This is a genomic window from Streptomyces sp. NPDC001933, from assembly GCF_042890955.1.
GTDB lineage: Bacteria > Actinomycetota > Actinomycetes > Streptomycetales > Streptomycetaceae > Streptomyces.
In genome coordinates this window covers 215056-231224 of sequence record NZ_JBIASS010000012.1, presented here as the reverse complement: position 1 = coordinate 231224, position 16169 = coordinate 215056, and the positions used below count along the sequence as shown (strand labels likewise).

At 72.0% G+C, this 16169-nt stretch carries 16 protein-coding genes and 1 pseudogene; 9 read left to right on the top strand and 8 right to left on the bottom strand.

Translation table 11 applies throughout. The features are described from left to right. Positions 1-86: 86 nt before the first annotated feature. Both ACFYY7_RS27810 and ACFYY7_RS27805 read right to left on the bottom strand, forming a co-directional pair. Positions 87-581 carry a DUF402 domain-containing protein gene (locus ACFYY7_RS27810; RefSeq protein WP_388665501.1) on the bottom strand — a complete coding sequence of 165 codons (495 nt, stop codon included), beginning with the start codon at positions 579-581 and terminating at the stop codon, positions 87-89. Continuing rightward, positions 562-1482 carry a GNAT family N-acetyltransferase gene (locus tag ACFYY7_RS27805; RefSeq protein ID WP_388665499.1) on the bottom strand — a complete coding sequence of 307 codons (921 nt, stop codon included), beginning with the start codon at positions 1480-1482 and terminating at the stop codon, positions 562-564. The genes ACFYY7_RS27810 and ACFYY7_RS27805 overlap by 20 nt, the downstream gene beginning before the upstream one ends. Before the next feature lie 80 nt (positions 1483-1562). Between ACFYY7_RS27805 and ACFYY7_RS27800 the strand changes: the two genes are divergently transcribed. Further along, positions 1563-1940 (top strand): GntR family transcriptional regulator, encoded by a 378-nt coding sequence (locus ACFYY7_RS27800; RefSeq protein WP_358940953.1) that lies wholly within the window; start codon positions 1563-1565, stop codon positions 1938-1940. 10 nt (positions 1941-1950) lie between these two features. On the opposite strand, the gene ACFYY7_RS27795 is transcribed toward ACFYY7_RS27800, so the two are convergent. Further along, a complete protein-coding gene (locus ACFYY7_RS27795) occupies positions 1951-3045 on the bottom strand; it encodes a DUF5925 domain-containing protein (RefSeq protein ID WP_388665498.1) in 1095 nt (364 codons plus the stop codon). A gap of 228 nt (positions 3046-3273) precedes the next feature. On the opposite strand from ACFYY7_RS27795, the gene ACFYY7_RS27790 reads away from it, so the two are divergent. From ACFYY7_RS27790 to ACFYY7_RS27775, 4 genes and pseudogenes are all read left to right on the top strand, one after another. Next, positions 3274-4074, top strand: a complete 801-nt coding sequence (locus ACFYY7_RS27790; protein WP_388665497.1) for an SGNH/GDSL hydrolase family protein — start codon at positions 3274-3276, stop codon at positions 4072-4074. Positions 4075-4374: 300 nt separating this feature from the next. After that, on the top strand, positions 4375-4638 hold the full coding sequence (locus ACFYY7_RS27785) for a hypothetical protein (RefSeq protein WP_206433474.1): 264 nt from the start codon (positions 4375-4377) through the stop codon (positions 4636-4638). A gap of 240 nt (positions 4639-4878) precedes the next feature. Continuing rightward, positions 4879-5013, top strand: a pseudogene (locus ACFYY7_RS27780) (TetR/AcrR family transcriptional regulator); the annotation flags it as partial. A gap of 68 nt (positions 5014-5081) precedes the next feature. Then, a complete protein-coding gene (locus tag ACFYY7_RS27775) occupies positions 5082-5486 on the top strand; it encodes a hypothetical protein (protein ID WP_388665495.1) in 405 nt (134 codons plus the stop codon). Between the two features lie 16 nt (positions 5487-5502). Here ACFYY7_RS27775 and ACFYY7_RS27770 read toward each other — a convergent pair whose 3' ends face one another. After that, positions 5503-6255 carry an ABC transporter permease gene (locus ACFYY7_RS27770; RefSeq protein ID WP_388665630.1) on the bottom strand — a complete coding sequence of 251 codons (753 nt, stop codon included), beginning with the start codon at positions 6253-6255 and terminating at the stop codon, positions 5503-5505. A gap of 71 nt (positions 6256-6326) precedes the next feature. Next, positions 6327-7304, bottom strand: coding sequence for an ATP-binding cassette domain-containing protein (locus tag ACFYY7_RS27765; protein WP_388665493.1), 978 nt, complete (start codon positions 7302-7304; stop codon positions 6327-6329). 63 nt (positions 7305-7367) lie between these two features. Between ACFYY7_RS27765 and ACFYY7_RS27760 the strand changes: the two genes are divergently transcribed. Then, positions 7368-8075: a TetR/AcrR family transcriptional regulator gene (locus tag ACFYY7_RS27760; protein WP_388665491.1), complete on the top strand. Its 708-nt coding sequence runs from the start codon at positions 7368-7370 to the stop codon at positions 8073-8075. A 16-nt stretch (positions 8076-8091) separates the two neighbouring features. On the opposite strand, the gene ACFYY7_RS27755 is transcribed toward ACFYY7_RS27760, so the two are convergent. The 3 genes from ACFYY7_RS27755 to hmgA are packed head-to-tail and all read right to left on the bottom strand — an operon-like array spanning position 8092 to position 11561. Then, positions 8092-9366 (bottom strand): type ISP restriction/modification enzyme, encoded by a 1275-nt coding sequence (locus ACFYY7_RS27755; protein WP_388665489.1) that lies wholly within the window; start codon positions 9364-9366, stop codon positions 8092-8094. 45 nt (positions 9367-9411) lie between these two features. Further along, positions 9412-10188, bottom strand: coding sequence for a GntR family transcriptional regulator (locus ACFYY7_RS27750; protein ID WP_388665487.1), 777 nt, complete (start codon positions 10186-10188; stop codon positions 9412-9414). A 44-nt stretch (positions 10189-10232) separates the two neighbouring features. Next, entirely contained in the window at positions 10233-11561 is a 1329-nt protein-coding gene (gene hmgA / locus ACFYY7_RS27745; protein ID WP_388665485.1) for a homogentisate 1,2-dioxygenase, read from the bottom strand. A 155-nt stretch (positions 11562-11716) separates the two neighbouring features. Here hmgA and ACFYY7_RS27740 point away from each other — a divergent pair, with 155 nt between their 5' ends. From ACFYY7_RS27740 to ACFYY7_RS27730, 3 genes are all read left to right on the top strand, one after another. Beyond that, positions 11717-13873, top strand: a complete 2157-nt coding sequence (locus ACFYY7_RS27740; protein ID WP_388665484.1) for a right-handed parallel beta-helix repeat-containing protein — start codon at positions 11717-11719, stop codon at positions 13871-13873. A gap of 125 nt (positions 13874-13998) precedes the next feature. Beyond that, positions 13999-14802, top strand: a complete 804-nt coding sequence (locus ACFYY7_RS27735) for a cupredoxin domain-containing protein (RefSeq protein WP_388665628.1) — start codon at positions 13999-14001, stop codon at positions 14800-14802. Beyond that, positions 14799-16082, top strand: a complete 1284-nt coding sequence (locus tag ACFYY7_RS27730; RefSeq protein WP_388665482.1) for a hypothetical protein — start codon at positions 14799-14801, stop codon at positions 16080-16082. Before ACFYY7_RS27735 ends, ACFYY7_RS27730 begins: the two co-directional genes overlap by 4 nt. The last annotated feature ends 87 nt before the right edge of the window (positions 16083-16169 follow it).

The window sequence follows — 16169 nt, the reverse complement described above, 5'->3', positions numbered from 1 at the left end:
CCGCGGGTGGAGCGGACCGGGGCAGTCCGCTCCACCCCGCTCCTCGCGACATCGCGGCCCCGGCGGACGGACGGCGGCTGCGGGCATCAGCCCAGCAACGGCGCGAGACCCTCCGTGCGGGCCAGGTGCTCCAGCTCGTCCAGCGCCCGGAGCGCCGCGTCGGCCGCCGCCGGATCGCGTCCGGCGAGACCGCTCTCCTCGAACTCGTCCTCGTCCAGCCGCAGTACGGACGAGCCGTCCGCCGACACCCACAGGTCCAGGTCCAGGTCCTCGACCAGCAGCTCCCCGTCCCGCAGCACCGCGGGGCGGGTGATGTCGCAGTACCAGCCCTTGAGCCCGCCCGCGCCGCTGCGGACCTCCTTCACGGCGAACCAGCGGTCCCGCCAGTAGTGCTCGGTGAACACGTCGCCGGGCTCGAACCGCACGAAGCCGAAGTCACGGACCCCCGGAGCCGCCCACGGCGCACGCACCGTGACCCGTACTCCGTCGTCGTGGACCATGTCCGCCGGGTAGCGGATCTTGGTCCGCCCGGCCTTCACCAGGGCGACCACCAGAGCTGACTCAGCCGAGCTTGCGGACATGGCGCACCTCCGTGGCACAGATCTCGTAGCCGAACCATCGATTGATCGCCAGCATCGGGCCGTTGTCCGCGTCGTTGCCGGTGTACGCGTCCGTGTAGCCGGCGGCGCGCGCCCGGTGCAGCGAGTCGTTCTTGGCGAGCTTGGCCAGGCCCCGGCCGCGGTACGCCCGGCGGGTGCCGGTCATCCCGGACATGTACCGGGTCAGGCCGTCGGTCTGCGCGGCGCTGAACGCCGCCGGTTCCCCGTCCACCACCGCGACCGAGGTGAGCTCGCGGTCGAGCGCGGGGGCGCGCCAGATGTTGTTCAGCCAGTCCTCGTAGTCGGACAGCTGGGCCGGGGTGTCGCTCGGCTCGTCGGCGGTGGTCTCGGCGTCCAGCTCGAAGAGCGGGCGCGGGTCGTCCGCGAAGTCCGCGGCGGTACGCAGCTCGACCCCCGGCGGGAGCTCCTGACGGGGCGGCAGCGGTCCGCCCGCCAGATCGAGATGGAGGAAGTGCGCCGGACGGCTCGGCGCGTAGCCGCGCTTCTCGGCGAAGGCCCGGTTCGACGGGGTGTCGAGCACCCAGGTGTAGACGGCCCTCGCGCCCTCCCGGGCCAGGTGCTCCTCGGCCGTGCGCACCAGCAGCGCACCGGCCCCGCGCCCGGTGCGGTCCGGACGCGTGTATGTGTTGCAGAACCCCTGGCCGGGTTCGGGGCTGTCGTGGACGATACCGACCTGCGCGGTGCCGATGAGCTCCCCGTCCGCCTCGGCGACCAGCAGCCGGGAGCGCTTGTCGGGGTGGGCGGAGGCCAGCTCGAAGACGACGGATTCGGGTGTCGTCACCATGTAGGGCAGAGCGGCGCGCCGGACCCGTACCCAGCCTTCGGCGTCGGCCGGGAGGAAGTCGCGAACGATGACAGTCATGGGCCGGACGTTACGCGCGGGCCGCCACCGGCCGCTCCTCAATTTCCGGCGGTGCGGCGGACGTGGGGGAGAATCGGGGCGTGACCCTGAAGATCGCTCTTGATCCGGACGCCGGTACCGCCCCGTACGAGCAACTGCGCACGCAGATCTCCGAACTGGCCCGCTCCGGCGCGCTGCCCGTCGGTTTCAGACTGCCGACCGTACGCGGCTTCGCCGAGGAACTCGGCCTCGCCGCCAACACCGTCGCGAAGGCGTACCGGGCACTGGAGGCCGACGGGGTGATCGAGACCCGTGGCCGCAACGGCACGTTCATCGCCGCCGCCGGGGACGCGGCGGACCGTCATGCGGCCGCCGCGGCACAGGAGTACGCGGAGCAGGCGCGGCGGCTGGGCCTGTCCCGGGCCGAGGCGCTGTCCCTGGCGCGGGACGCGGTGCGGGCGGCGTACGGGGCGGAGTGAGCCGGCGGGCTCAGAGGTACAGGCCCGCGTCCGCCCCGGAGTCCTGCTTCGGCACCGACGCGGGAGTGCTGCCGCGCCGCAGCGCGTACAGCTCGGCGAGTGTCGCGCCCTCGCGGCCGAGCCCTTCCTCCGTGCCCAGCCAGGACACCGCCTCCTTGCGGGTCAGTGACCCCACCTCGATCCTGGCGAGGCAGCGGCCGGGCCTGACCACGGCCGGATGGAGCCGCTCCAGGTCCTCGTTGGTGGTGACGCCCACCAGCACGTTGCGGCCCTGCCCGAGCAGCCCGTCGGTGAGGTTCAGCAGCCGGGACAGCGCCTGCCCCGCGGTGTGCTTCGCCTCGCCCCGGATCAGCTCGTCGCAGTCCTCCAGCAGCAGCAGCCGCCACCGGCCCTTGCCGGTGCCCTCGTCCTCGCCGATCGCGATGTCCATCAGATAGCCGACGTCGTTGAAGAGCCGCTCCGGGTCGAGCACGCAGTCGACCTGGCACCAGTCCCGCCACGAGCGCGCGAGCGTGCGCAGCGCGGACGTCTTGCCGGTGCCGGGCGGGCCGTGCAGCAGGAGCAGCCGGCCCGCGATGTCGTCGGGCGTGACCTTCATCAGCCGGTCCATGGCATCGGCCACCGGTGCCGTGTAGTTGCCGCGGATCTCGTCCCAGGTGCCGGCCGCGATCTGCCGGGTGGTGCGGTACGGGCCGCGGCGCGGGGAGACGTACCAGAAGCCCATCGTCACGTTCTCGGGCTGGGGTTCCGGCTCGTCCAGGGCGCCGTCCGTCGCCCGTTCCAGGATCTGCCGCGCCAGCTCCGGGCTGGTCGCGGTGACCGTGACGTCGGCGCCGCGGCTCCACCGCGAGACGAGCAGCGTCCAGCCGTCGCCCTCGGCGAGCGTGGCGCTGCGGTCGTCGTCGCGGGCGGCGCGCAGCACCTTGGCGGCCGGGGGCAGCAACGTCGCCCCGGCCTTGACGCGTTCCAGTGAGGAGCTGTGCGAGTACGGCTGCTCGCCCGTCGCGAAACGGCCGAGGAACAGGGCGTCGACCACGTCGGACGGGGAATCGCTGTCGTCGACGGTGAGCCGGATCGGCAGAGCGGACTCAGGGTTGGCGGACATGGCGCCCATGATCCGGCAAGGGGGTACCCGGCGCACCCGGGTTTCACTGTCTTCCTCCCTTTTTCCGGCAGTGGCACCGGACATGACGGGGGCTCAAGGGGGCGCATAGAAGAGCTCAAGGCAGGTGGGGAAAGTTGGCATGCACACTTCCGGTGGGGGTGCCGGTACTGCTACCACGGTCTCGGCAGACCGCGCGGAGATCCCACCGGTCGGTCCTAGGGAGGTTCCATGAAACTGTCCAGACTCGCGGCACTCTCGTCCTCGCTCCTGCTCGGTGCCGTACTCGCCCTGACCGGGGCGGCCACCGCCAACGCCGCCACGGCCGTCGACTACGTCGCCCTCGGCGACTCGTACTCCTCGGGTGTCGGATCCGGCAGTTACGACAGTGCCAGTGGCGACTGCAAGCGCAGCACCAAGGCGTATCCCGCACTCTGGGCCGCCGCCAACTCGCCCGCCTCGTTCTCCTTCGCCGCCTGCTCGGGTGCTCGTACGGGTGATGTGAAGGCCGGTCAGCTCGGCCCGCTGAACTCCTCGACCGACCTGGTCTCGATCTCCATCGGCGGCAACGACGCGGGCTTCGCCGATGTCATGACGACCTGTGTCCTCAATTCGGAGGCCACCTGCCTCAGCCGGATAGCCACGGCCCGCAGTTATGTCGAGTCCACCCTGCCCGGCAACCTCGACTCGGTGTACACGGCGATCCACGCCAAGGCGCCGTCCGCCCGTGTCGTCGTCCTCGGATACCCGCGCTTCTACAAGATAGGCGGCAGCTGCGCCGTCGGCCTGAGCGACAAGGTGCGCACCGCGATCAACAGCGCGGCCGACCTCCTCAACTCGACGACCGCCAAGCGCGCGGCCGACCATGGATTCGCCTTCGCCGATGTCGCGGGGAAGTTCACCGGTCACGAGATCTGCTCCGGCAGCGCCTGGCTGCACAGTGTCAACTGGCTCAACATCGGTGAGTCCTACCACCCCACCGCCGCCGGACAGTCGGGCGGCTACCTGCCCGCCTTCAACGCGGGGGCCTGATACCACCAGTGCGTGTGCCGGGCCCGTTCGGCCGTCCGACGGGCAGGAGACCTCTGTTCGCAGGGGTCTCCGTCCGGCTTGACGCGGGGCGGTCCGCAGTCCATGGGCGGGGCCGCGGCCGGAGCGTTTCCGTCCGTTTCCGTTCTGTCCAACTCGCCCTGAAATCAGGCGGATTCATGAGCGGGGTGTCAACCTCCGTATGTGTGTGCGCAATCCTGCGACCGGGATACACGAGTGTCACCGCGGGGCGATAGGGTTAACCTGCCCGGGCCGGGTGCCCTCGTACGGGTGGGGAGTGACATGGAACAGATAGCGATGCGGAGCAGGCCGCGTGTGCCTGCCATCACATGCGGGAGCGGTGCGACGAGTTCGCGCCTCGACCGCCATCTCGCGGTGCTCGGCGGCCCTGCCGTGCCACAGCGCGAGGCTGCGGAGGCGACCCTGCTGATGCGTGAGCTCACCTCGCGCGATGCCGCCCACCGTCGTCGGAGCAAGAGTGCGCGGGTCTCGCTCTTCGCGCCGTTGCGACGGCTGAGGCGTTCGCTCTTCGGCAGCCGCCGCTGACCCGACGGCCCGTCACGACCGCTCGACCGGTCCTCCGCCCGGGCTCCCCGGCCAGGGTCCGTCGCCCGGCCCCGCTCGGGGTCGCGAGTGACCACACCGTCCCGGCGCTGCGCTGCTGTCCGCCCTCCCGTCATCCCCAGGGCCCACAGCAGCGCTTCGGTGTGTTCGCGGGGCATCGGAGGGTGACGGCCGGGAGTTCCGAAAAATACTTCGGCGTCGAAGCACTTCTAGACTGTATGTATGTCCGGAAAGCGAGCAGCGCGCCTGAGCCCCGACGAACGACGGGCCCAGCTGGTCGCCATCGGCCTGGACATGCTCACCGACCGGTCACTGGACGAACTCTCCACGGACGACGTGGCGCGACGGGCCGGCATCTCGCGGGGGCTGCTCTTCCACTATTTCGACTCCAAGCGCGACTTCTACCGCGCCGTGGTGCAGCAGGAGTGCGACGACTTCGTCGCAGCCACGGAACCGGACCCCTCGCTGGGGCCCGTTCCCTGGCTGCGATCCTTCATCGCCGGTTTCGTGCGGTACGTACTGGAGCACCGCAGGGTCATCTCGCCCTGGTCCGCGGTGCCGCGGGCAGTCACCCCGCGGTGGAGGACATCGTCGACTCGACCAGGGCCACCCTCGCCCGGCGGGTGGCGGAGGGGCAGCGGCGGCTCGGGATGCCGGACTCGCCGAGGCTGGCCGTCGCCGCCCGCGCCTGGACGGCGTTCGCGGAGGAGGCCGTGACCAGCTGGCCGCACGGTGGACCCGATGCGCCGGCGGAGCTCGGGGCCTTCCTGGAGTCGAGCTTCATCAGCCTGCTCGGCGCCCTGGACCGGCCCTGCGCGCTGCCCCGGTGAACGGGGCGGGCGAGGGTCACTCGCCGCCGCGCGCGTAACGCCGTACGGACAGCGGGACGAACACCACGAGGAGCACCACCGACCAGGCGAGCGTTCCGGCCACCGGGTGGGCGACCGGCCAGGCGGCGTCGGCGGCCGGGGACGCGTTGCCGAAGAGGTCGCGGACGGCCGAGGCCACGGCGCTGATCGGGTTCCACTCCGCGACAGTCCGCAGCCAGTGCGGCAGATTGTCGGTCGGGATGTACGCGCTCGACAGCAGCGGCAGGACGAAGGTGGCACTGCCCAGCTGCCCGGCCGCCTCCTCGTTGCGGATCAGCAGGCCCAGCCAGCAGCCCACCCAGGACGTGGCGAAGCGGAACAGCAGCAGCAGCCCGAAGGCGCCCAGGGCGGCGAGCGGGCCGCCCTCGATCCGCCAGCCGACCGCGAGCCCGACCAGGATCAGCGGGACGATGCCGACGGCCGTGGTCAGCAGGTCGGCGGCGGTCTGGCCGAACGGAACGGCGGGCCGGCTCATCGGCAGCGCGCGAAAGCGGTCCATCACCCCGCGATGGCAGTCCTGTGCGGACTGGAACATCCCGGTCATGATGCCGCCCGCCGCCGTCGCGGCCAGCAGCCCCGGCACCAGGAACGCCCGGTACTCCTGGCCGGGCACGGCCAGCGCGCTGCCGAAGACGTACCCGAAGAACAGCAGCATGGTGATCGGCATGGTCTGGGTAAGGATCACCACGCCCGGGGCCGCCTTGATCCGCTGCAGATGGCGGCCCAGCATGGCCAGGCCGTCGGCGACGGGGCTGCTCGTGGCGGGCGCGGCGGGCCGTTCGTGGACCAGTGTCGTGCTGCTCATGCTGCCGTCTCCTTCAGGGGTGGGGAGGTGCGGCTGTCGCCGCGGTCGGTCAGGCGGAGGAAGACCTCGTCGAGGGTGGGCGGGCGCAGGCTCGCGTCCACCAGCGGTACACCCGCGGCGTCGAGTTCGCGGACGATACGGGGGAGGGTGAGCGTGGCATCCGTCGCGACGGCGCCCACGGTGCGGCGCTCGTGGTCGAGCACCGGTTCGGCGCCGGTGAGCTGGTCGAGCACACCGGCCGCCGGGACCAGTGCCGACTCATGGGCGACGATCACCTCGGCGTAGCTGCCGATGCGGGACTTCAGCTCGGCGGGGGTGCCGCGGTGGGCGGCCCGGCCCCGGTCGATCAGCACGATGTCGTCGGCCAGCTGGTCGGCCTCCTCCAGGTACTGCGTGGTGAGCAGCACGGTGGTGCCCCGGCCGGCCAGCTCCCGTACCGCCGCCCAGATCTGGTTGCGGCTGTGCGGGTCGAGGCCGGTGGTCGGCTCGTCCAGGAAGAGCACCTGCGGGCGGGTCAGCAGGCTGGCGGCGAGGTCGAGGCGGCGGCGCATGCCGCCCGAGTAGGTGCGGGCCGGGCGGTCGGCCGCCTCGGCCAGCTCGAAGCGTTCCAGGAGTTCGTCGGCGCGGGTGCGTGCCGCCTCTCCGCGGAACCGTTGCAGCTTGGCGAAGAGCCGCAGGTTCTGCCGGCCGGACAGCTCGCCGTCGACCGAGGCGTCCTGCCCGGTGACCCCGATGGCCGCGCGCACCGCGCCCGCCTCGCGCACCACGTCGTGGCCCGCGACCAGGGCGCTGCCGCCGTCCGGCGCCGTCAACGTGGTGAGGACCCGGACGGCGGTGGTCTTGCCCGCCCCGTTCGGCCCCAGCACCCCGCAGACGGTGCCCTCGGCGACCGCGAGATCGAGCCCGCGCAGCGCGTGGACATCGCCGTATCGCTTCTCCAGACCTTCACTAAGTACAGCGTACGTAGTCGTCATGCGCCCACCGTATCGCACTACGTACGGTGTACGTAACTACGATGGTGGGCGAGGTGATGATCGATGGTGGGGCGACCCGCTGTACCCGAAGTGATCTGGGCGCGCCCCGAGCGTGCGGGCCGGGGCCCCAAGCCCGCGTTCAGCCGTGCGGACATCGCGGCGGCCGCCATCCGTATCGCCGATGCGGAGGGCTTCGACGCGGTGTCGATGCGCAAGGTCGCGGCTGAGCTCGGCTGCGGCACGATGTCGCTCTACAACTACGTGCCGCGCAAGGAGGACCTGCACGAGCTGATGCTCGACGCGGTCAGCGGCGGGTACGAATTTCCCGAGCCGTCCGGCGACTGGCGTGCCGACCTCGCCGCACTCGCCCACCAGGCCCGCGCGATGATGCACCGCCACACCTGGGTGCCCCGGCTGATGTCACCCGTGTACGGCTTCAGCCCGAACGCCCTGCGGTACATGGAGTACGCGCTCAGCTGTCTGGACGGGGTCGACGCGCGGTTCGGCGAGAAGATGGAACTGATCGCGATGGTCAACGGAGTGGTCACTACCTATGTGTCCAGCGAGATCGCGATGGCGGAGCGCAGCCGGTCGCTGCCCTGGTCCGAGGAGCAGGAGAACGCCGTGCGCACCGGCTATCTGATCAGCCAGATCGCGACCGGGAAGTATCCCCGGATGGCGGCCGGGTTCGCCGAGGACCCCGGGCCGATCGACATGGACGGGGTCTTCGACCGGGCGCTCGGCCGGGTGCTGGACTCCTTCGGCCGGTAGTACTTGAGGCGCCCCGTCACAGCAGTGCGAACTGCCCGTCCGGGCCCTCCTCCTGATGGCCGAGCACCGAAGCGGGCCGCCGGGCCGTGGCCGCGACGGGCAGGACGCCCGCCGCCCGGAGCTCGGCGGCCGTGATCGACGGGCCGTCGGCGAGGCCCTCCTGGCGGGGGCGGAGCCCATCGAGCAGGGCGAGCAGGGTGATCAGCTCCAGCAGCTGGGAGGTCCACTCCTGGGGCCAGGCGTGCGGCCGGACCGCCTCCAGACCGTCCGATCCCTGCGCACCGGCCGCCGACCGCCGCTCGAACCAGAGCTCCAGCATCCGGACCCCGCCCACCCGGAACTCCCAGGCCCCGGGCGGTACGGGCGAGATGCGGCCCGTCCCCACCGTGAGCGTCTCGCTGTCCGCGTCGTACGCCAGCCCGGCCGGTACGGGCGGAACCGCGGCCCGCACATAGGGCCGCCGCCCGCCGGGCAGCCGTGGCCGCTCCGCGCCGCGGGCCCCTCGCAGGTGCAGCCGCAGCAGCTCCTGGCCCAGCTCCACCCCGGCGGACCAGCGCGCGGGGTCGGCGGGCAGCGGCACCACGCATCCGGCGGGGGAGTGGCGGGCCGCCGCGAGCACCCAGGCCAGCACCGAACGGGCGGTCACCGAGTCCCCGTGGCGGGTGCGCAGCAGGTTCAGCAGCCCGGGGGCCAGATTGGGCTCGTGGCCCTCGGGGCGCCGGAACAGCGGCCGGATCCGGCCGGGCCGGCCCGCGGGGGAGTGGCCGTCCGGCAGCAGCGCCGTCACCGACAGGGCGGGGCCGGTGTCCTGGGGCACGTACCCGTGTTCCACGGCGAAGAGCTGGTGCCCGTCGGCGACCCGCCACAACTCGGGGCGGGCGGCGTCGATCAGCCGGTGGTCGGGGAGCAGCCACTGCTCGTCGAACGGGCCGTGCGCGATCCGTACCGGCTCCGGGCAGGGCCCCTCCTCGCGGGCGAACCGGCCGGTTCCGGTGGCCTGTCCGGGCAGCGCAGCCACCGGGGTCAGCGGGGTACGGGAGCGGGTCGCCCGGAACAGCCGCTCGCGTTCGCCGGCCGGGGCCCGCACCAGCCGTTCCCAGCGTGCCCTGAGCGAGGCGGCGTCGGGGGCGATCACCCAGGGGCGGCCGGTGCGCAGCGGCCGCACGGACCAGGGCATCAGGTCGTCGAGGAGCGGGGCGTCCATGTCCCGGGCATCACCGGAGCCGCCCGCCGCCCGTGCCGCCACCGTGTCGTCCTCCCCGTCGCCACGTCCGCCCGCCTTCCCGGGCATCGTAACCGCGCCCGTGCGGCAGGTCTCAGGGACCGCTCGGCCGGTTCAGTGCGCCTCCACGGTGACCGAGAAGGAGAACCGGTCGCCCCGGTAGCGGATCTGCGCCACGTCGACCACCTGGCCGCTCTCGTCGTACGTCACGCCCGTGTAGAACAGGATCGGGCTCAGCAGCGGGACCTGGAGGAGTTCGGCGGTGGCCGGGTCGGCCAGGCGTGCCTCGACGGTGTCGGTGATGCGCGCGATGCTGACGCCGACCCGGTCGCGCAGCACCTTGGTCATCGGCCAGCGTTCGAGATCGGCGACGTCCAGACGGGCCGCGACCTCCGGACGCACCACGTTCTCCGCCCAGTTGGTGGGTTCGTCGCTGTCCCCGTCGCGGCGCAGCCGGCGGTAGCTGACCAGCTCGGCGCAGTCGGGGAAGTACTCGGTGAGCTCTCCCGGCACGGGGACCGGGCCGTGGCCGAGCACCGAGGTCCGCTCGCCCGACTGCTGGGCCACGATCGCGTCGATCGAACCCAGCAGCCGGACCGGCGACACCCGGCGGGCACGCGGCTCGATGAAGGTGCCGCGCCGCCGGTGCCTGCTGATCAGCCCTTCCGTCTCCAGCTCCTTGAGCGCCTGGCGCATCGTCAGGACGCTGACGCCGTAGTGCGCGGCGAGCTGTTCCTCGGTCGGCAGCCGCGCCGAGGCGTCCTTGGCGCGGCCCAGTATCGAGGCGCGCAGGGACTGCGAGACCTGGTACCACAGCGGCAGCTTGCGGTTGAGCACCAGCGAGTCGGGGGCGAAGGCCGGCCCCGGGGAGATCTTGGGCGTCTGAGGCACCTGGGGCCTTTCGTTCGGACCGGGCCGGGGAGCGGTGGTGTCGCCTACGGCCTGAAGTTGCGGCTCAGACCCTGCCACACGTCGTCGTAGCCGTGCTGAAGGTGTCCGGCGGTCGCCGCCTGCTCCGTCGCCGTCACCGGCCAGCGGGTCTCGAACATGAAGGCGAGGCCGTCGTCGATCTTCTGCGGCTTCAGCTCCGCCTCGCTGGCCCGGTCGAAGGTCTCCCGGTCCGGGCCGTGCGCCGACATCATGTTGTGGAGCGAGCCGCCGCCCGGGACGAAGCCGCCCTTGCCGGCCGTCTTCGCGTCGTACGCGCCCTCGACCAGGCCCATGTACTCGCTCATCACATTGCGGTGGAAGTACGGCGGCCGGAAGGTGTCCTCGCCGACCAGCCAGCGCGGCGCGAAGACGACGAAGTCGACCCCGGCCAGGCCGGGGGTGTCGGACGGCGACGTCAGCACCGTGAAGATCGACGGGTCGGGGTGGTCGTAGCTGATCGAGCCGATCACGTTGAACCGGCGCAGGTCGTAGACGTACGGGGTGTGGTTGCCGTGCCAGGCGACCACATCGAGGGGCGAGTGGTCGTAGGTCGCCGACCAGAGGTTCCCGCAGAACTTGTTGATCACCTCCACCGGGCGGTCGTCGTCCTCGTACGCGGCGACCGGGGCGAGGAAGTCCCGGGCGTTGGCCAGGCCGTTGGCTCCGATCGGGCCGAGGTCGGGGAGGGTGAACGGCTGGCCGTAGTTCTCGCAGACATAGCCGCGGGCGGTGGCGTCGAGCAGCTCCACGCGGAAGCGGACGCCGCGCGGGATCAGCGCGACGTTCCCCGGTTCGGCGCGCAGCAGGCCCAGTTCGGTACGGAGCAGCAGGCCGCCGCGCTCGGGGACGATCAGCAGTTCGCCGTCCGAGTCGCTGAACACCCGGTCCGTCATGGACGAATCGGCGTGGTAGAGATGCACGGCCATGCCGGTGCGCTGAGCCGCGTCGCCGTTGCCGCCCAGGGTCCACAGGCCCGCCAGGAAGTCCGTTCCGGCCGCGGGCTCGGGCAGCGGGTCCCAGCGCAGCCGGTTGGGGTCGGGCACGGATTCGGTGAACGGAGCGGTCCGGACCGCGCCGTTGCCGATGCGGACGAAGGGGGGATGCGCGGCCGACGGGCGGATCCGGTAGAGCCAGGAACGCCGGTTGTGGGCGCGGGGTTCGGTGAAGGCCGAGCCGCTCAGCTGCTCCGCGTAGAGCCCGAGGGGCGCCCGCTGGGGGGAGTTGCGGCCGTGCGGCAGTGCCCCTGCCACCGCCTCCGAGCTGTGCTGATTGCCGAAACCGGCGGAATGCTCCAGCGCCTCCGCCGTCTTCCTCGCCTGCTCGATGCCGCTCATGTGTGCTCCCGGTGCCGAAGGAATCCTATGGGTAACCGTAGGAATCGAATCGGGGTGAGTCAACGGCATCCGTGAGGCACCCGGGTGTCCGGGGGCCCAAATGCGTGGCGCACAGGGGGGTTCCAAAAGTTGAACAATGCTCTACTCTCCCGCACATGTCGTGGACACGAAGACTTCTGGTGATCCTGGCGGCCCTCGCCGCCGCCCTCCTCGCGGCCCCGGCCGCCCAGGCGCACGAGGAACGTCCGGTCACCCTGCCCGACGGCACCGGAAGCGTCCCCGTGTACCGCACCGGCGAGCCCGATCTGCTGGTCTGCAAGACCGACCGGGCGGACTTCGAGCGCCGGGTGTCCGGCTTCCCGGACGCGCTGCGGGAGCGGAACCTGAAGCTCTTCGAACGGTGCCGCAAGTCCGGCTACCGCCATCTGCAGCAGGCCGTCGACGCGGTGGACCGGCCCGGCATGAACATCGCCGTCCTGCCCGGCCTGTACGAGGAGGAGCCCTCGCTGCCCAAGCCGACCGGGGAGTGCGCCCGGCTGAAGGCGCGCAAGTCCCAGCTCGGCTACCAGATCCTGTCGTACGCCCAGCAGGCGCGGTGCCCGCACAACCAGAACCTGGTGGCCGTCCTCGGCAAGAAGGACCTCCAGATCGAGGGCACCGGCGCCGAGCGCACGGACGTGGTCATCGACGCCAAGTACCAGAAGCTCAACGCGATCCGCGCGGACGGCTCCGACGGCGTCTACTTCCGCAACTTCACCGCTCAGCGCACCACCTTCAACTCCCTGTACGTCCTGGCCCAGGACGGCTTCGTCATCGACTCCGTCCTCACCCGCTGGAACGACGAGTACGGCTTCCTGACCTTCGCCAGCGACCACGGGCTGTACAAGAACTGCGAGTCGTACGGCAACGGCGACTCCGGCATCTACCCGGGCAGCGCGTCGGACATCAACGACGGCTACGGCTACGACGTGCCGCGCTACTCCATCGAGATCACCGGCTGCCGCAGCCACCACAACATGGTCGGCTACTCCGGCACCGCGGGCGACTCCGTCTACGTCCACGACAACGAGTTCGACCACAACATGGGCGGCGCCTCGATGGACAGCGCCTTCCCCGGCCACCCCGGACTGCCGCAGAACCACGCCCGCTTCGAGCGCAATCTGATCCATGACAACAACGCCGACTACTACCGCTACGTCGCCGACGGCACCTGCGCCGAACCGCCCGTGGACCGCGGCTACGAGGAGGGCGTCGTCTGCCCGCAGATCTCCATGCCGCCGGGCTCCGGCATCATCACCGCGGGCGGCAACTGGAACCGGTACGAGAACAACTGGATCTACGGGCAGCAGCGCGCCGCCTTCGTCCTGACCGCTGTCCCCGCCTACATCCGGGGCGAGGAGGCGCTGTCCAAGCAGGCCGACACCTCGCACCACAACCGGTACGCGGGCAACCACCTCGGCGTGGACAAGGCGGGCAACTCCCGGCCCAACCGCACCGATGTGTGGTGGGACGGCCAGGGCGAGGGCAACTGCTGGCAGTCGGACGCCGGACCCTCCTCCCCACGCGCCCTGCCCGCCTGTGGCGCCGAACGCGGCGCAGTGTCCGGGCACGCCGACCGGCTCTTCGGTGAACCGGTCAAGCTCGCCCAACTGCTCGTCTGCGCCGACTACAACGTGCAGGCGCGCCGGCTGCCGGCCGGCTGCGACTGGTACGGGGCGCGGGGCATCGAGCGCATCGAGGTGCAGATCGCGCTGACGGTCGCGGTGGTGCTCGCGCTGGTCGGCGGGGTGCTGTGGTGGCGCAGACTGCGCGGCAGCCGGCTCGCCACGGTGGTCACGGGGCTCGGTGCGATCGGCCTCGGGCTCGATGTGGCCGGGTCGACGATGGGGCTGTCCGCCTCATATGTGCCCGCGCTGGCGCTGCTGCTGACCGGGGTGTGGTGGACCGGGATCGGTCTCGTGCTCCGCAGGGAGCGGCCCTGGCTGGGCTGGACCACGGTGGTGCTGGGTGCGCTCACGCTGCTGGACGCCGTGGACAAGGCCGTGTTCATGATCCCGTGGATTCCGCTCAGCCCGGCCTGGGTGCGTGGGCTGCTCGGCGTGGTCTGGGTGCTGTGGGCCGTGGTCGCCGCCGCCCGCCACGGCGAACGGGACACCACTGACGCCCCGGGTTCCCCGGACGCGCCCGATGCCCCGGGCTCCGTGGATGCGTCGGATGCGCCGGCCGAAGGTGCGGCCCCGCGTTCCGCGCAGACCTCTGCCCCTGCTCCCGCTCCTGGCCCTGCGCCCGCCCCGGAAGGAGACGCGTCGTGAAGCGTTCCCCCAGGCCCCTTCGGGCCACTCGGCCGACCCCTGCCACTCGGCCGACCCCTGCCACCCGGCCGACCCCGGCCGCTCGGCCGCGCCGGGCCGCCCGGCCGGTCGCAGTCGCCGTCACCCTGCTCACCGCGGGCGCACTCGTCCTTGGCGTGAGCGCCTGTGGCGGGCGGGCCACCACCCATCACAAACCCGGCACCAGCCATGAGCAGGCCGGCGGCAGCGTCGGCAAGCTGCTCGCCGCCGACGACGGCGCCGGCAGCCGGCTTCGCCAGGTCGACGCCGAGGGCGCCCCCTCGGTGGCGGTCGCCGTACGGCCGGACTCCGAGGACGGGTGGAACGTCCACCTCTCCGTACGGAACTTCAAGTTCACCCCGGACAGCGTGGGCGGCGCCGCTCTTCCCGGGCGCGGCCACGCCCGGCTGTTCCTCGACGGCCACCCCCTAGCCCGCCTGTACGGCTCCTGGTTCCACCTCCCCGCCTCCCTCGTCCGCGGCGCAGGAAAGGGCGGCACCGAACTCACCGCACGGCTCTACGCCGACGACCACACCGCCTGGGCCGTGAACTCCGCCCCCGTCCAGGCCTCCACCCCCCTCTCCCCGGTCACCCCCTCCAGAGCGGCCACCGCCCCCGAAGGGAGCGGCTCCGCGACACCCCGGCCCGACACGACACTTGTCGAGATCGTCGTCTCCGACGGAAAGGTCAGTCCCGCCCCCGGCCGGACCGAGGTCAAGAAGGGCCGGACCGTCGAACTCCGGGTGCGCAGCGACCGCGCCGACCACCTCCACGTCCACGGCTACGACAAGGAGGCCGTCCTGCCCGCGGGCAGGACCGTCACCCTGACCTTCACCGCCGACCGCAGCGGGCTCTTCGAGGTCGAGACGCATGAGTCCGACCTGCTACTGACCCAACTCGTCGTACGGTGAGCGTCCTCGCCCACGGCATCGGCGCCCAGCACGACCTTCCGCTGTCCCCCTTCTACGCCTTCGCGGGTGCCTTCGCCGCGCTCTTCGTCTCCTTCCTCGCGCTCGGCCTGCTCTGGTCCGCCTCCCGGTTCCGCGGCGACCGGGCGGGCCGGCCGCTCCCGTCCGCCGTCCAGCGTCTTGCCGACGCCCGTCCCACCCGTATCGCCCTGCGGGCACTCGGCCTCGCCGCCGCCCTGTACGTCACGCTCCAACTCCTCCTCGGTCCGGACGACCCGGACCGCAACCCGGGCCCCGGCGCCGTGTACGTACTCCTCTGGGTCGGGCTGGTCCCGGCCTCGCTCCTCCTCGGTCCCGTCTGGCGGATGGTCAACCCGCTGCGCACCGTCCACCTCCTCGTCTGCCGTGCTCTGGGCCGTGACCCCGCCGCGGGCCGCCCCCTTCCCGCACGGCTCGGTCTGTGGCCCGCCGCCACCGGGCTCCTCGCCTTCACCTGGCTCGAACTCGTCGCCCCCGATCCCGCGTCGGCCACCGCCCTCCTGCTCTTCCTCGCCCTCTACACCACCGTCCACCTCGCGGGCGCCGCCCGCCACGGCGCCGGATGGTTCGACCGGGGGGACGCCTTCGAGGTCTACTCGGGGCTGCTCGCCCGGCTCTCCCCGCTCGGCCGCCGCCCCGCCGACCGCCGCCTCGTGCTCCGCTCCCCTTTCAACGGGCTCGACTCCACCCCGCGGACTCCCGGGCTCGTTGCCACCGTCTGCGTCATGCTCGGCTCCACCGCCTACGACGGCTTCTCCGACGCCCCGTCCTGGATCAACACCGTCCAGACCTCACCCCTGGGCCGCACCACCACCGCCACTCTGGGGCTCCTGGGCGCCGTCGCCCTCGTCGCCACCCTCTATGCCCTCTGCGCCGGTGCCGTACGGCTGATCTCCGGTCAACTGCGCCACCCCCTCACGGCCTTCGCCCACTCGCTCGTCCCGATCGCCCTCGGCTATCTGATCGCCCACTACTTCACACTCTTCGTCACCGAAGGTCCACGCACGGTCATGGTGGCATTCGGCACTGACAATCCGTCCCCGCCCGAGTCGCCCCTGGGCCCCGGCGGTGTCGCCACGCTCCAGGTCGCCGCGATCGTCCTCGGCCACGTACTCGGCGTCATCGCCGCCCACGACCGTTCCGTACGCCTCTTCCCGTCCGGCCGCGCCGTCGCGGGACAACTCCCACTGCTGGTCCTGATGATCACGTACACCATCGGCGGGCTGTCACTGCTCATCGCGTGAGGACCACGCTGCCCGGCGCATCAGGATCACGCCGCTCGTCGCGTGAGAACCGACGTCGCTCATCGTGTGAGAACCACGCCGGAAACA

Excerpts from the sequence above, each read along its gene's own strand:
- ACFYY7_RS27760 (WP_388665491.1), top strand. The coding sequence starts at position 7,368 with ATGGTGGGGCGACCCGCTGTACCCGAAGTGATCTGGGCGCGCCCCGAG.
- ACFYY7_RS27770 (WP_388665630.1), bottom strand. The coding sequence starts at position 6,255 with ATGCTGGGCCGCCATCTGCAGCGGATCAAGGCGGCCCCGGGCGTGGTG.
- ACFYY7_RS27795 (WP_388665498.1), bottom strand. The coding sequence starts at position 3,045 with ATGTCCGCCAACCCTGAGTCCGCTCTGCCGATCCGGCTCACCGTCGAC.
- ACFYY7_RS27785 (WP_206433474.1), top strand. The coding sequence starts at position 4,375 with ATGGAACAGATAGCGATGCGGAGCAGGCCGCGTGTGCCTGCCATCACA.
- ACFYY7_RS27790 (WP_388665497.1), top strand. The coding sequence starts at position 3,274 with ATGAAACTGTCCAGACTCGCGGCACTCTCGTCCTCGCTCCTGCTCGGT.
- ACFYY7_RS27805 (WP_388665499.1), bottom strand. The coding sequence starts at position 1,482 with ATGACTGTCATCGTTCGCGACTTCCTCCCGGCCGACGCCGAAGGCTGG.
- ACFYY7_RS27810 (WP_388665501.1), bottom strand. The coding sequence starts at position 581 with ATGTCCGCAAGCTCGGCTGAGTCAGCTCTGGTGGTCGCCCTGGTGAAG.
- ACFYY7_RS27755 (WP_388665489.1), bottom strand. The coding sequence starts at position 9,366 with ATGCCCGGGAAGGCGGGCGGACGTGGCGACGGGGAGGACGACACGGTG.
- ACFYY7_RS27740 (WP_388665484.1), top strand. The coding sequence starts at position 11,717 with ATGTCGTGGACACGAAGACTTCTGGTGATCCTGGCGGCCCTCGCCGCC.
- ACFYY7_RS27765 (WP_388665493.1), bottom strand. The coding sequence starts at position 7,304 with ATGACGACTACGTACGCTGTACTTAGTGAAGGTCTGGAGAAGCGATAC.
- hmgA (WP_388665485.1), bottom strand. The coding sequence starts at position 11,561 with ATGAGCGGCATCGAGCAGGCGAGGAAGACGGCGGAGGCGCTGGAGCAT.